This is a genomic window from Bacillus thuringiensis (assembly GCF_001595725.1).
Taxonomy (GTDB): domain Bacteria; phylum Bacillota; class Bacilli; order Bacillales; family Bacillaceae_G; genus Bacillus_A; species Bacillus_A thuringiensis_K.
Window position 1 is genome coordinate 265,783 of record NZ_CP014284.1, and the last position, 13,513, is coordinate 279,295.

Consider the following 13,513-nt stretch of genomic DNA (forward strand, 5'->3'; position numbering starts at 1 on the left):
CAGTAATCGCTCCCTTACTTATATTAAAAGTGTTACTGTATATAGTTGAAATTTCAATTTAAATGGAAGTAGATACACCTAGTCATATTGAATATCCTTTTACTTATTCATAGATATAATAGCATTGCTATGGAATTTCTAGCAATTTAATTGAACAACAATAAACCTCATGGAGTTTATTATTGTGCGACTTTTATTATGATTATACAATCTTTATATAAGGTTATTTATTTTTATGGATTATAACTAAAAAATGAGTGCAAACACTAGCAATATCAAAGGAACAGTTCCATTGGTTTCTCTATTATTCCTAATCAGTGACATATTATCCTTAAAAAAGGGAAACGAGGTAAAAGACGATAAAGGAATTTAGATATATAATTGTGGTATGAAATGCAGAAAGTAGCTAGAAATATTAAAAATAAAAGGTGGTATAAACATGAAATCAACAGGTGTTACAAGAAAAGTAGATGAATTAGGGCGAATTGTTCTTCCGAAAGAGTTAAGAACAACGTTAGGAATTGCAGAAAAAGATCCTATAGAAATATTTGTAGAAGATGAGAAGATTATTTTACAAAAATATAAATCTTATGATGCTTGTGCAATAACTGGTGATATTTCAGAAAAAAATATATCATTAGCACATGGTAAAATTGTTCTTAGTCCAGAAGGGGCTGAACTTTTAATTAAGGAAATCCAGCAGCAATTAGTTAAATAAGAACATTCTTCTTAGTACATTACAAAGAAAAAGACATCTATATAGATGTCTTTTTCTTTGACTTAAACCAACATGATTCTAAAAACACTACTTTTACAATGGCAAATATATTAGTAATATTTCATATCACATTCATTTTAGCACAAAACATACTTTATTCTATATATATAAATGTAAATTCAAGAATAATACATAATTCCTTTCTAGAAAAGGAACGTACTTTCGTGAAACGACTTGATTATTTAAGTTAAGTAGGAATATAACAAGAACGAACGTTCTTGTTATTGAGATTAATGCATGGCTGTTTATTTTTCCAAGCAATACGAAATTAATTGTTAATATGAGCTACGCAGACAAAAGAAGAAATAGATCTTTGGCATTATAAAGATGTAATTATACTATATAGGCTTGTTAACATAATAAGTTTGATGCATTAAATAAGACATTAGCTGCTACTGATGTATTTAGATCGTAATGTAGAGTTTATTATTCACAAATATCAAAAAGGTATGGATGGATTATCCAAACACATACCTTTTCATGAATTTCAAACTTATTCTTTTTACCTTATGATAGAAAGTGCTTCTTAATGAAATATGTATAATCAATAAGAACATCTAGCGCTTCTTGTTGCTTTTCAGCAGGCATATCTGCTAATGCTACTTTAATGGATTCTAATTTACTTTCTAGAGGATTATTTCTTCCGAACAATTCATCTATGGAGATATTGTGTAGCTCTGCAATCCGCATTATCGAATCTGCATCAGGATCAGCTTTTCCATATTCCCAATTTGCATAAGTAGTACGGGCGATGTTTAGGCGATGTGATATATCGGCTTGTGTATATCCTCGTTTTTTTCGCAATTCAGCAAGTCGTTTGCTTAAATGGGACATATCTTTACCTATTCCTTTCTGATTTATAACGTTAGTGTAAAACAGAAAAGGAAAATTGTATCCTTATGACTAATAATAAGTCACAATTAAAAATAACTTGTAATAATTAGTTTAAATGTTATGATGAAAGAGAAATATTTAAAGTTCTATGAGCAGAAAAATAGGAAGAAAACGATACATCAATCGAGTTTCTTCCTATTATATATACTTACTAAAATAATGAATTTCCTATATCTATTGTGGCCAAGTTTTGACGTCTTGTACGCTCTCTTAAATAACGTTCTGTAGTCATGATAGATTCATGCCCTAAATAGTCCCTTATTTTTTTTAGTTCAACACCCTTTTCCATTAAGTAATTAGCCATGAAATGCCTACAAGTGTGAGGAGTGATTCTATCTTGTCGGTAACGCAGAAAATCTAAATTTATTTCTTCTATTTTTTCGGCCACAAGAGAAGAGAGATAGTCCGCTCGATAATTTGATCCATCAGCTTTAGGGAGAAAAGCGGAGGTACTCGATGCATCTAGTTCTGTTGTTTGTTTGCGTAAACTTCGAACATGGCATAAAGCATCCAATGTATCTTCAAAGATACGAACTTCCCTACTTTTATTCCCTTTACCAACAACACGAAGTAGATAGGCACTTAAAGATGAATGAAAGACCAAATCTGCCCATTTTGCAGTTGCGATTTCTTCGATTCGTAGTCCTGTTGTAGTTAACAGAAAAAATGCAGTGTAAACAAAATAGTTGGATTTTTTCAGTTCATCTAATATCTGGGTAACTTCTTCTGGATAAAGGTCACGATTGACTAGCTCTTCTTTTTTAACAGATACTTTTTTAAGACGACTACTAAAGTTGTCTGAGAGTCCGTTGTTATCATGCACATATTTTAAAAACTGCTGAACTACTGTTTTCTTTTTACGTAATGTGGTCGCAGCATATTTCTTACTTAATTCATAGAAGTAGATTTCCATATCATTATGGGATAACTCCCGGATGGTTCCGATTTTTTCTTTTATGTAGCGAAGAAAATGAGAAAGATCGTGAAGATACTGTTGTTTTGTTCGCTCACTTCTTTTTTTCGTTAAAGAAGGCTCATCGTGTAAAAATAAATAAACTAATGATTCTTCACTTAATTGGGAGTAGTCAATATTACGGATACCCAAACCCATAATTTTTTCAAAATGACTGCTATCAAAAAAATCTGATTTTGATTTTACAATTTGGTTATTATGTTCATAATTTATAATATTCAAATTTAAACACAACCTTTTTTATAGAATGAAATATTAAACATATATTTTTATATCAATTTTTATGATTCTAATTATACCACAATAAATTGATAATTTATTGTGGTATAAAATGAAATGATTAAATATTTATATTCACCTTAAAATTTAACGTTTCTATTTAGATGATGTATAATGGAAATGTTTAATTAATTTTTTTGTACATTTCAATCCAAATGCGGTAGGAGGAGATTTTTTTGACTCATCTTCGTCTGAAAATTTTACATGAAATCCACAATTTAGAAAGTACCCATTGTTCAATTTGCCCTCTGAACAACCTATCAGTGAATTGTACAGATGAGCAAGAACAGGCAAAACAGAGAAACTACAAACATTGTAAAGGTTGTCCCATTTTCGATTCCATACGAGAAAAAGGAGAGCAATTGAATTCTTTGTCGAAAAAGAGTACATTTAATAAAGTACGAGAACGTTATATGGAAAATCCATTTAAGTATCTTCAGTATAAGGAGTACTCAATCACAGATGTAGTAAAAGAAACAGGTTTAACAAAGTATCAACTAAGAAAATTCAAACAACAGCTAGAGTGAGAGTTTCGGATGAGGTGAGAAATGGACTATTTATCTTTAGAAGAGGTATGCGATAGGGTAGGTTTAACCAAAAATCAATTAGGCTATTTAATTAAGTATAAACAGATCGAACCTATCAATCTGGCTACCTGGAAAGCAGATGGCGGATATCGTTTTGAGCAAGAAGACGTAAAAAAGCTAGAGGAATTATACAAAGACTCTTTAACATTAAAAGAGGCAGCTGAATTTCTAAATAAATCTAAGACTTACGTTCATAATGCGGCTAAAGATGGGATATTGCCCTTTAAAGAGATTGCTAAAGGGAAATCTACTGAACGATTATACTTAAAATCCGATTTGGAAATTTTCAAAGAAAGAATTGAAAATAGATCAAAAGAGGAGTCGAAAGAAAAAAAGCAGCATTTAAGTCTATACCTTGATGAAAAGGTATTGGAAGCAATAAAGAAAAAGGCTGAAATGAAAGGGTATAATGGCTACAAGAAGTTTGCTGAAGACATTTTAACCGCAGAAGTAAAAGAAGACATAGAAGAATAGAAATTTCAGAGAAAATAGACCCCGAAAAAACAAAAAAACGTTATAAGGGGTCTGTTTTTGTTTTTAAGAAACTTATAAACTATCAGGTCTAATTGTATTACCTGAAACACAAATGACGTTTACAAGCGAATTTGAGAGGTCATTTTTTGTTTGTTCAGTCAAAATTGCTGTTATTACAAAAAAAGGAACTGATTATAAGAGAAAAAGTTTCACAATCTATAATATTGATATTTTTGGAAAATAAGGTATTGTTTACTTAATAGTATGAGAGGCGTTCAATAGAGGAAAGTAATTTGATATAAAACATAGAAAATACATTACGAAAAAGAAAACTTCAAGTATACATATTTATATTATAGTAAACTAACTAATATTAGATATTAGTCTACATACTAAGAAACTTCTTTTTCAAATTTAAAGCTATTATCAAAATTAAAAGGGTTAATTTAATAATATCCTAATACAGTAGGGGTTATGGTATAATGTAGATAGTAACTGAAGACGTGCGGTGGGAGGTTGCACCCTTTCTTTCTCTTAATTAAAGAGGGAAAGGAGGTGTAACCGATATGGATTTTTTACTTCAATTATTACAAGATGCTACGAAGCTATTCATTACAGTATTCGTAACAACTTATGCAACTGCTTATGCAAATAAGTTAGTTAAAAGTAATAATAAACGTAAAAGAACCACCGCGTCCGGCAAGACAAAAGGTGGTTCAAAAAGAAAATAACTAAAAACTTGCAACCAACCACCTTACAGCGGCAGTTACATATCGGACGGGATGTTTCCAGCATCCTGTCTTTTTAGTTTATGCAATTAAGTTAAGTGCTATACTTTATATACATTAAATATGCATTCAATATATATCTAATCTACAGTAAACATACCATATATTTATTTCTTGGTCAATAAACAAGCCATCATGATTTCATTCAAATTATATGTGGAGTAAATTACAAAAGCCTAATTCTATTAACAGTATACTAAAATAACGAGATAAGTCTCCCTTATTTTAGTATACTGTTAATAGAAAGAAAATTCAGAACTGATATAGCGATGTTTATAGTATAGAATTCATTAGAAATTTATACATCATGTAAAAAGTACACATTTACGAATCATGTCTGTACCCCCCTATGAATTTTCTATACTTGTACTAGAAGTTTTATACATATAGGTGAAGGGAGGAAATTAATTGGGACAAGTACGTGTTGACCCAGATAAATTAGAAGCAGCTGCGAATTCCATGTCACGAAATAGAGAGTCTATGGAAAGTGTAATTCGAGAGCTTTTACAAGTCACGTTCGAATTACAGATGTCTTGGGAAGGGATGGCATATCAACGGTTTTTCGATGAATTTTTCTCAAAAAAGAGGAGTATGGATGATTTAGTTAAGCATTTACATCATACTGAACTCGAACTAAAGAAGGCTGCGAAAACATTCCGTGAAGCGGATGAGAAAGCGTTTGGGGATTTTAATCAGATGGGCAAGCTATGGGACGCCTTTCAGCGAGGAAGCGGGAAGGCTGCAGGAGACACTATTTTTGATCCATTAAAAAAAGGGTGGAACAAAACATCCGACTTTTTCGGAAACTTGGTGGATGATCCAATGGACGCATTGGAAGATGCAAAATATGGACTTACGGACTTTGTAGAGAGTTCTATTGATGATATGAAAGAGGAATTTAGAGATAAATACGAATTTATGAAAGATATGTGGAATAATCCTATTGGAACATTAAAACATGAGTTGGACGAGGAAGTCCAAGAGATGTATGCTATACGAAATGTTTTATCAGATTGGTATGTGGAGAACATAAAATATGGAGATGCAGAAAGTATCACGGAATCAGTAGCATACGGAGCGAATAATTTAGCTTTCTTTGGACTTGTCACAAGAGGTGCGGGTGCTGTAGGTAATAGTGCGAGATGGAGAAAAAATTTATCATCTATGTCCAAGTTTCAGTTAGAAAATCGTTTAGAACCAGCTTTCGCTTATGGTAAGATAGATTATAAAGTTGATACTATTAGACCATCAGATACATATATGTTTGCAAAAACTTCAAGTGCGGTAAAAAGAAAGACCCCAGGTACAGTGACCTCAAGTTTTAACCTCGAACGAAGTTTAGGTACCCAAAAGAAGTTAATGTATAATGATGGTGCTATTGGTATTATTCCGCAAGAAGTTCGAGAAAAATTAGTAGGAAGAGAATTCAAATCTTTTGACGATTTTAGAGAAGAATTTTGGAAAACACTTTCTGATTCGAGCTATGCTAAAGAATTTAGTCCTATGAATATAAAACTTATGAAACAAGGTAAGGCACCTTACTCACCACGAGCAGAACATTATGGGAACCATAATAAATATATACTACATCATAAACAGCCTATTGATAAAGGTGGAGATGTCTATAATCTTGATAATCTAATAATTGTATCTCCTAAAATGCATCAAAACGTTTTAGATCCCGCATACCATTTCGGGAACAAAGGGCTATAAATTGAACGGAAGGATGAAAAACATGACATGTAAAATGACGAAAACAGAACTGCTTGAGCTTGTAAAAAAAATTTATGATCTTGATTTACCTGAAGATGAACACAGTAACTATGTTCATCAATTTAATAACTCTGGTGTACCTCACCCTGCTCCAAGTGATTTAATTTTTTGGAATGATGAAGAATTGACTCCCGAAGAAGTAGTAGAAATAGCATGGAATTACAAAGAAGAAAAAAAGTAGAATAATATGTCTGTGATAAGGTGGCTCCTTTAGGGGGCCTGTTTTATTTTATAACCAGAAGATCTAATCGTTACCGTGCCCCATAAAGAAAAGACACCCAAAGGTGCCTTCCTCCGACTTGAACCATCTTAATTTTAATAATATGTATCGGACACCAATCCAAATATTATTTTACCATGTTATATTTTGTTATGATTTTTAATTGCGGCTAACACCCAATTTTGATTCAATTTCATTTAAGCTAACTAGAGCGTTACTTAGTTTTTGATCGGAAAGCTTGATTGATTTTTGAGCTTCTTCCATTCTTCCTTTCAACGGAGCTACTCCTTTTACTCCTTGAGTTACAGCTTTTCCAGCATTACTTCTATAGTTAGTTGCTAGTCCAAACTCTACTCTGAATTTCTCAATCTTTTCTTTTAATACAGGATCAGTTAACTTTAAGCCACTTTTAAATTCTGTATTTTTTTTGGAAAGTCCATCATATCGATTTGTAACTGACTCCATTTTTTCTTTTAAAGCGTTTTTGTCAAGAGATTCAGGGTCCTTGCTTCCTTCTCCCCAAATAGCTTTCCAATCCTGATTCCAAATTTCATCATATTCCTTTAACATTTCATCAATAGTAGGCTTAATTTCCTTTTCGTATGTAACCTTATCAGCATTTACAGCTGGTTCAGTTTTTTCTTGACTCGGTTGTGTAGTTTTTTGAATTGACTTAGTTTGTTCTTTTTCATAGGAGTCTACTTTAGATTTCAACTCTTTGATTTGTGTTTTTAACTCTTGCTGTTCATTAAAGTGTTGATCGATAAGTTTATCCATATCTTTTTGTGAATACTTAGGTTTCATATCTTCTGATTTGGAATCTTTAAAAATAGCTACGGAAGCAATGATAGCTACTAGTACAGTGATAATTCCAATGATTAGTTTTTTGTTCATCTTTGTTCCTCCTAAAACGCAATAATATTATTATATAACAATTAAACAGTTATAGGTAGAAAAAAAGACACCCTAAGGTGCCTTACCTCGACTTGAACCATCTTAATTTTAATAATATGGGGCCCGCTACATATTAAAAAGTACACATTTACGAATCATGTCTGGACCAACTCTATCAATTTGCTATACTTATATTGGAAGTTTTATACATATAAGTGAAGGGAGGAAATTAGTTGAGGCAAGTACGTGTTGATCCAGATAAATTAAATACAGCTGCAAGTGCTGTAACTGATAAAGCCATTACCACCATTAACATGATCATACGCGTAAACAACCGCTCCTTATATAACTTAATTTAAACTCGTAAAAAGAGCTAAATCACTTGTATAAGTATATAACATTAAGGTTATAAAAACGAAGGAGAGTAGGGTAAATATACCTATTATTATAGTATTGATTTCCGTTATATACATTAGTATAATAATAACGTCAGAGTTATAGGGGTATAACAGACAACATTCATTTTTTTAAATCATAAAATCGGATTCACTTATATGAAAGATAAAAGCCCTTCTTTAATTAGAAGGGCTTTTATCTTTGCTTAAAGACTACAGCATATACATGAGCAGAAATGTGGTAATAGTTATGTAGTTTGTATCTTTATTAGTTGTTCCAGAAGACAACAAATATATTTCAACACATTTTTTAAAAAAGAATATTCTGAATATTCATAGAAATCATTAGGACAATAACCTATAATAATACTATATGATACAAAAGAAAAATCAATAAAAATAACTAGATTGAGGTGAATGAAATGCCATTAAAGTTATGGATTAGTCGTGAGGAAGAAGCAGGAATTCCTGATTTTAAGAGCCATGAAGAAGCAAGAGAGTATTTTAAAGAGAAGTATGGAGATGCCTTCCAGCTTTCTGAATCTTTAGAGGTAGATGGTGAACAAGTATATTTTTATATGTATATCGTAGATAAGGAGAAATTTAATGAAATGCAGGAGTATATGAGCAAGCATAATACGAGATTTATTAACGCTGGAACCCCCGAAACAAAAGGGTTCATGGAATCATATCAATCAATTCAGATCTTCGAAGACGGCAGAGTAAATATTACACATTAAAAATAACAGAATTATAATATTTGAAGTGCAAACCTGAAAAGAGACTCTTATTTTAGAGACCCATTTTTAGGTTTTTTAATAATTGTTACTTAATTCATAATTTTATATTATAAATATATTAAGTATTAATATTTACATAACATAGATCTGAGTACAAATATAAGAATACAAATTCACAAAATTGACAAAAGATTTATGTAATTTAGCATAAGTATAATAAAATAATTAGATATTATGATACAATATCCTTGAAGTTATAAAATTGAAAGGATGGGAGAAAAATGAAAAAGTTATTTCTGGGGTTCGTTTGTTCTGCTACATTATTAAGTGGAGGAGTTCTTGGTACCGAAAGTGCGAAAGCTGATGTAATTGACGGGTATTGGACTACATGGGAGGTACAATCTAAAGAAACAGCTGGAATTGAATACGGACCCTGGATGCGAGTAGGAGAGGCCAGAGGAAAACCTGGTGGTGCTTCTTTAACTATCTCAGATAGTAGATCAGTAAGCAATACTTATTCAGGTAATCTAAAAATACCTATGCGTAAGTTAGAAGGTACAGTTGGATTTTCAATTGGAAATACATTTACGAGAACTGCAACATATACTGTTCCTGTCACGGATCCTAATAAAGTGTATTACGTAAATAGTCGAAATATCTATCAAAAATATAATGTGAAGCAAAAATCTGAATATAGGGTCATGAGAGAAGTAATTCAAACTGATACCCAAACAGTAGTCGCAAAAGAATTCACAGGATTCGGTTATGATTGGGGAGTTAAATAAAAACCATATTGTATTAACGAGAATGGAAATAGGATAGAAGATGAAAAAATATATATTGCTAAGTTTCATTACTTTCATAGTTATTATTTATGCATGGAATAATAATAGCTCAAAAGATGAAAAATCGAATTATAAGCCACCCATCATTGTGAATAATTGGCATAACAATATTACAACTACGAATGAAGATACCATTATGCTTCAATATCCTCTTTATATACCAAAATCGAATTATACTAAAAACGATCCGGAATTTAGTGTAAAATCAAATAATACTAACTTTACAATTTATCAAACTCAACTCTTGTACAATCAGGAACAATTCCCTTGGGATTGTTATAGACTTACTTTTAATTTAAAAAGCCAAAAAATAGGGGAATATGAGTTTAAAAATGGGGATTTTCATTTGAAAATAAATGGTATTAAATATGCTACGTCACTAGGTGATTCCATCATAAATATCATAAAAAAAGATCCTTCTAATGTTGAGATTGTGGGTGGATCTGCGGTAATAGATAGAATTGAAAATTTAATAGAATATGAATGCTATTACAATATTAAAAATAACGGTACTAAAGATATTCTTGTTAAGAATGTAAAAGTAAACGATGATATTTTAATAACATCATCGTTTGCCAATCCAGTCATTATTAATCCACAACAACAGCAAACTGTAAAGTTTAAAATAACATTAGATGATTCAGTTAAGAATACCTTAATACAACCTCTTATTATATACGATGATAAAAATCTTGTTGGGACACCAATAATTATTGCTGACCCTGTATATAATGATAAAATAGAAAAAAATAGTACAATGAAATTAATAAGTAAAACGTAATCTATTGAAATTTCAAAGAAACCAGTGGTGAAACGTTTATACGTACAATGCATTTACTCCTCAAAAATAAAAATTTTTGGGGCGTTTTTTTAATGGATTATATCCCTTCAAATTTATTTGTATGACTTAATATTAGATCACATGGATTTTATATAAATCTAAAAAATTTTGTTTAGACTTTCATGTCTTTGTACACTTGTGCTGTAGAAAGATATGAAACTAGGAACTGATTTTATAGTATAAAATGTGGAATTATCAACAAAATGGAGACACTAAAGTGGGAACTCTCCGAATAGATTTTAAATTCTAGATGTGGAATAAATTCACGATATTTGCATAAAAGACGCGAAGTTGTGAATAAAATTGTGATGGTTCTAAACAGATAATATGCTGTATCTTCCCGTATAAATCAATTAGAAGTTTATAATATAATACTTTTATTAAGATTAATGGAATAGAAGACTAACTTTATATACTTATAGAGTTAGTCTTCTATTTATATTTTAGGAAATATTTTTTTGCTTAATAAAGGGTGAAATTTCAAGATATATGACAACTTTCCATAACCATTCCATTGGCCCTAATTTGAAGTAGTAAAGCCAAATGGTACTGAAGATGGCTTGGAATAGATATACTCCTAAACATAAAAATAACGATTGGAACAGTGTAATATTAGTGAATAAATTAAAGGTATGTCCTGCAATTAAAAGAATTACAAATTGTGAAATGAAATTTGTTAAAGCCATTCTTCCACAAAATTTGAAGGGTATAAATAATTTTTGTATGCTCGATGATTGCAAACATAGAATTAATATTCCGATATACCAAGCTGCAATAAGTGATCCGCTTTTAACTCCAATTCCTAGGAATTTATTTGTAGACGATACACTTGGATCATCAACGTTTATTATAACTGGTTCGAATGGAACTAATTGTACATTGTTAAATTGATAGTAAATTGCAATTAAACTAAATATAAAAGTAACCCCTGTAAAAATAAAAATCCACTTGATGTTTCTTAAAATATTTTCGAATATACGATATTGTCCAGCTGTAATCCCTAATAAAATTAGGGGGAATATTAATAAGAATTTATACAATACAACAAATGGTAAACATATTAATCCTATTATACTTAAAATTAAATTTATTTCCTTTTTTACTTTATAGAAGGACAATAAAATAATTCTGCCAAGTGCATAAAATGTTAAAGGCTCACTAGTAGTAAATAATCTTAGTAAAGAACCAAAAATAAATAATGTAATCATTCTACGTAAAAATAACGAATTGGCTTTATTTCCTTTGGCAATTGTACGTGTAATAAAAATATAAAAGCCAACACCAAATAAAAATGCAAAAATAGAATAAAAACGAGCTTCTACCAACATGTATAAAAATTTTTGATAAGAAGCATCAATAGAATTGGCTGTCGGTATTTTAAATTCCATATTTAACGACCATGCGGTCTGTTTGAAGTGGGGGATTCCTGCGAATACTGATGTTATCCACCAGTAGTTATCTTAGCAGGCTCTAATCGTAGTTCCTACGGTAAGAGCCTAAGTATCTTGACGTTTACTTTCATCAAACTTCCTACTTTATCCTATTTTTAGGAAGTTTGGAAAACGTGGGCAATATTATGTTGGAGATTTTAGAGTTGCAACGATTTTCTGCAACCAACCTCACACCTTCACATTTTTGAGGAAGGAGTTTTTCTATAAAACTTTTACCACCGTAAGGTATCAGACTTGCTCTTTTAGGTGTGAGAGTATAAAGAAGTGTGTTTTTATATATTAGACGCCTTATTTACATCATTTAAATATAATTCACTTAACATCTTATTTGTGTTATTTCCCCAAAATTTATTTAATGGTGTTCTCAATTTATGCTCGATAATCCATTTTCGACTATATACATTCTTTAGCTCTTCTGCTGTTAATTTTTCTTTTTCTTCTATAGTCCATTTTAAAGCTTCTAATGCCTTTTCTTTTGTCCAAAATTTATTAGGTGTGGATTTAAATTCCCACTCCTTAAAATAATCTGGATATAATTCATTCAACATTGCATATGGGCTATCATCCCAAAATTTTACTAAAGGAGTCCTTAACCCTTTAGTTACTAGCCATTTAATACTAAATTGTTTTTTTATTTTTGTACTTGTTAATTTTTCCTTTTCTTCTATAGTCCATTTTAAGGCTTCTAATGCCTTTTCTTTTGTCCAATTAAAATCCCTGGTAACTCTCTTAAATTCCCATTCTCTAAATCGGCTTGGATATAAATCATTTAACATTGCATACGGACTGGCTTTCCAATGTATATAGCAAGGTGAATATAAATTATGTTTTATTAACCAACTTATTTGATATACTTCTAACAATTTATCTTCTGTTAATTTTTCTTTTTTTTCTATGGTCCATTTCAAGACTTCTAATCCTTTTTTTTTCGTCCAAAAATTTACTGGAGTTTTTTTAAATTCCCATTCTTTAAACTGATCTGGATACAACTCATTTATCATCTTATATGGGCTATCATCAAAAAAGAGGCTACAGGGAGTAGATAATCTATGCTGGAATAGCCACCTATAGTCATACTGATTTATCACTTGTTTATTACTTAACTTTTCTTTTTCTTCTATGGTCCATTTTAAGGCTTCTAATCCTTTTTCTTTTGTCCAAAATTTCATGGGAGTCGATTTAAATTCCCATTCTTTAAAACAATCTGGATATAAATCATTTAACATTGCATATGGACTATTATGATATACTATACCGAGGGATCCCCCTAATTTATATTTAATAATAATTTTTTGACTCCATTTTTGTTTCAATTCTTTAGAATCCCATTTCAAAACAATCTCTATTAAATATTTAGTTACCCGTTTTGCAAATCCCTTATTTTCGTTTTCAATCCATGTCCTAGGTGGGAACCTAGATCTCTTTCCATCTAAAATTTCCTGATATATTTTTTCAATGTTTACGTTATTCATTTCAATTCTCCAATTCAAAAATTATACAAATTGTTATACTCTTTTCATTTTTAACAAATGGCAAGATAATTAATTAGAGATTTTACTTTTTTTGGTATGATAATAATTT

General features: G+C 30.6%; 15 protein-coding genes. 10 read left to right on the forward strand and 5 right to left on the reverse strand.

Annotated elements, in window-relative coordinates; genetic code table 11:
- Nucleotides 1-439: 439 nt before the first annotated feature.
- A complete protein-coding gene (locus AXW78_RS30075) occupies nt 440-718 on the forward strand; it encodes an AbrB/MazE/SpoVT family DNA-binding domain-containing protein (protein ID WP_000843058.1) in 279 nt (92 codons plus the stop codon).
- A 567-nt stretch (nt 719-1,285) separates the two neighbouring features.
- On the opposite strand, the gene AXW78_RS30080 is transcribed toward AXW78_RS30075, so the two are convergent.
- Complete coding sequence (locus AXW78_RS30080) at nt 1,286-1,612, reverse strand: helix-turn-helix transcriptional regulator (RefSeq protein WP_061885176.1); 327 nt, start codon at nt 1,610-1,612, stop codon at nt 1,286-1,288.
- A 211-nt stretch (nt 1,613-1,823) separates the two neighbouring features.
- Nucleotides 1,824-2,867: a tyrosine-type recombinase/integrase gene (locus AXW78_RS30085; protein ID WP_061885177.1), complete on the reverse strand. Its 1,044-nt coding sequence runs from the start codon at nt 2,865-2,867 to the stop codon at nt 1,824-1,826.
- A 233-nt stretch (nt 2,868-3,100) separates the two neighbouring features.
- Between AXW78_RS30085 and AXW78_RS30090 the strand changes: the two genes are divergently transcribed.
- The 5 genes from AXW78_RS30090 (at nt 3,101) to AXW78_RS30105 (ending at nt 6,727) form a co-directional block, all read left to right on the forward strand.
- The gene (locus tag AXW78_RS30090) at nt 3,101-3,451 is read left to right on the forward strand and encodes a hypothetical protein (protein WP_000149387.1); all 351 of its coding nucleotides are present in this window, start codon (nt 3,101-3,103) and stop codon (nt 3,449-3,451) included.
- A 21-nt stretch (nt 3,452-3,472) separates the two neighbouring features.
- Nucleotides 3,473-3,985, forward strand: coding sequence for a helix-turn-helix domain-containing protein (locus AXW78_RS30095; RefSeq protein WP_061885178.1), 513 nt, complete (start codon nt 3,473-3,475; stop codon nt 3,983-3,985).
- 566 nt (nt 3,986-4,551) lie between these two features.
- The gene (locus AXW78_RS34655) at nt 4,552-4,716 is read left to right on the forward strand and encodes a hypothetical protein (protein WP_000346798.1); all 165 of its coding nucleotides are present in this window, start codon (nt 4,552-4,554) and stop codon (nt 4,714-4,716) included.
- Between the two features lie 465 nt (nt 4,717-5,181).
- Nucleotides 5,182-6,486: a WXG100 family type VII secretion target gene (locus AXW78_RS30100; RefSeq protein ID WP_061885179.1), complete on the forward strand. Its 1,305-nt coding sequence runs from the start codon at nt 5,182-5,184 to the stop codon at nt 6,484-6,486.
- A gap of 22 nt (nt 6,487-6,508) precedes the next feature.
- Complete coding sequence (locus AXW78_RS30105; RefSeq protein ID WP_000128276.1) at nt 6,509-6,727, forward strand: bacteriocin immunity protein; 219 nt, start codon at nt 6,509-6,511, stop codon at nt 6,725-6,727.
- Between the two features lie 198 nt (nt 6,728-6,925).
- On the opposite strand, the gene AXW78_RS30110 is transcribed toward AXW78_RS30105, so the two are convergent.
- Entirely contained in the window at nt 6,926-7,660 is a 735-nt protein-coding gene (locus AXW78_RS30110; protein WP_061885180.1) for a hypothetical protein, read from the reverse strand.
- A 233-nt stretch (nt 7,661-7,893) separates the two neighbouring features.
- Between AXW78_RS30110 and AXW78_RS35395 the strand changes: the two genes are divergently transcribed.
- The 4 genes from AXW78_RS35395 (at nt 7,894) to AXW78_RS30125 (ending at nt 10,421) form a co-directional block, all read left to right on the forward strand.
- Complete coding sequence (locus AXW78_RS35395) at nt 7,894-8,019, forward strand: hypothetical protein (protein ID WP_257208243.1); 126 nt, start codon at nt 7,894-7,896, stop codon at nt 8,017-8,019.
- Between the two features lie 458 nt (nt 8,020-8,477).
- Nucleotides 8,478-8,795, forward strand: coding sequence for a hypothetical protein (locus AXW78_RS30115; protein ID WP_061885181.1), 318 nt, complete (start codon nt 8,478-8,480; stop codon nt 8,793-8,795).
- 281 nt (nt 8,796-9,076) lie between these two features.
- Nucleotides 9,077-9,580, forward strand: coding sequence for a hypothetical protein (locus AXW78_RS30120; RefSeq protein WP_061885182.1), 504 nt, complete (start codon nt 9,077-9,079; stop codon nt 9,578-9,580).
- A 40-nt stretch (nt 9,581-9,620) separates the two neighbouring features.
- Complete coding sequence (locus AXW78_RS30125; RefSeq protein WP_061885183.1) at nt 9,621-10,421, forward strand: hypothetical protein; 801 nt, start codon at nt 9,621-9,623, stop codon at nt 10,419-10,421.
- A 503-nt stretch (nt 10,422-10,924) separates the two neighbouring features.
- Here AXW78_RS30125 and AXW78_RS30130 read toward each other — a convergent pair.
- Entirely contained in the window at nt 10,925-11,869 is a 945-nt protein-coding gene (locus AXW78_RS30130; protein ID WP_061885184.1) for a DUF418 domain-containing protein, read from the reverse strand.
- A 335-nt stretch (nt 11,870-12,204) separates the two neighbouring features.
- Nucleotides 12,205-13,404 carry a DUF4046 domain-containing protein gene (locus tag AXW78_RS30135; RefSeq protein WP_061885185.1) on the reverse strand — a complete coding sequence of 400 codons (1,200 nt, stop codon included), beginning with the start codon at nt 13,402-13,404 and terminating at the stop codon, nt 12,205-12,207.
- Nucleotides 13,405-13,513: the final 109 nt, after the last annotated feature.

Excerpts from the sequence above, each read along its gene's own strand:
- AXW78_RS30075 (WP_000843058.1), top strand. The coding sequence starts at position 440 with ATGAAATCAACAGGTGTTACAAGAAAAGTAGATGAATTAGGGCGAATT.
- AXW78_RS30080 (WP_061885176.1), bottom strand. The coding sequence starts at position 1,612 with ATGTCCCATTTAAGCAAACGACTTGCTGAATTGCGAAAAAAACGAGGA.
- AXW78_RS30095 (WP_061885178.1), top strand. The coding sequence starts at position 3,473 with ATGGACTATTTATCTTTAGAAGAGGTATGCGATAGGGTAGGTTTAACC.
- AXW78_RS34655 (WP_000346798.1), top strand. The coding sequence starts at position 4,552 with ATGGATTTTTTACTTCAATTATTACAAGATGCTACGAAGCTATTCATT.
- AXW78_RS30105 (WP_000128276.1), top strand. The coding sequence starts at position 6,509 with ATGACATGTAAAATGACGAAAACAGAACTGCTTGAGCTTGTAAAAAAA.
- AXW78_RS30110 (WP_061885180.1), bottom strand. The coding sequence starts at position 7,660 with ATGAACAAAAAACTAATCATTGGAATTATCACTGTACTAGTAGCTATC.
- AXW78_RS30115 (WP_061885181.1), top strand. The coding sequence starts at position 8,478 with ATGCCATTAAAGTTATGGATTAGTCGTGAGGAAGAAGCAGGAATTCCT.
- AXW78_RS30120 (WP_061885182.1), top strand. The coding sequence starts at position 9,077 with ATGAAAAAGTTATTTCTGGGGTTCGTTTGTTCTGCTACATTATTAAGT.
- AXW78_RS30125 (WP_061885183.1), top strand. The coding sequence starts at position 9,621 with ATGAAAAAATATATATTGCTAAGTTTCATTACTTTCATAGTTATTATT.
- AXW78_RS30130 (WP_061885184.1), bottom strand. The coding sequence starts at position 11,869 with ATGGAATTTAAAATACCGACAGCCAATTCTATTGATGCTTCTTATCAA.
- AXW78_RS30135 (WP_061885185.1), bottom strand. The coding sequence starts at position 13,404 with ATGAATAACGTAAACATTGAAAAAATATATCAGGAAATTTTAGATGGA.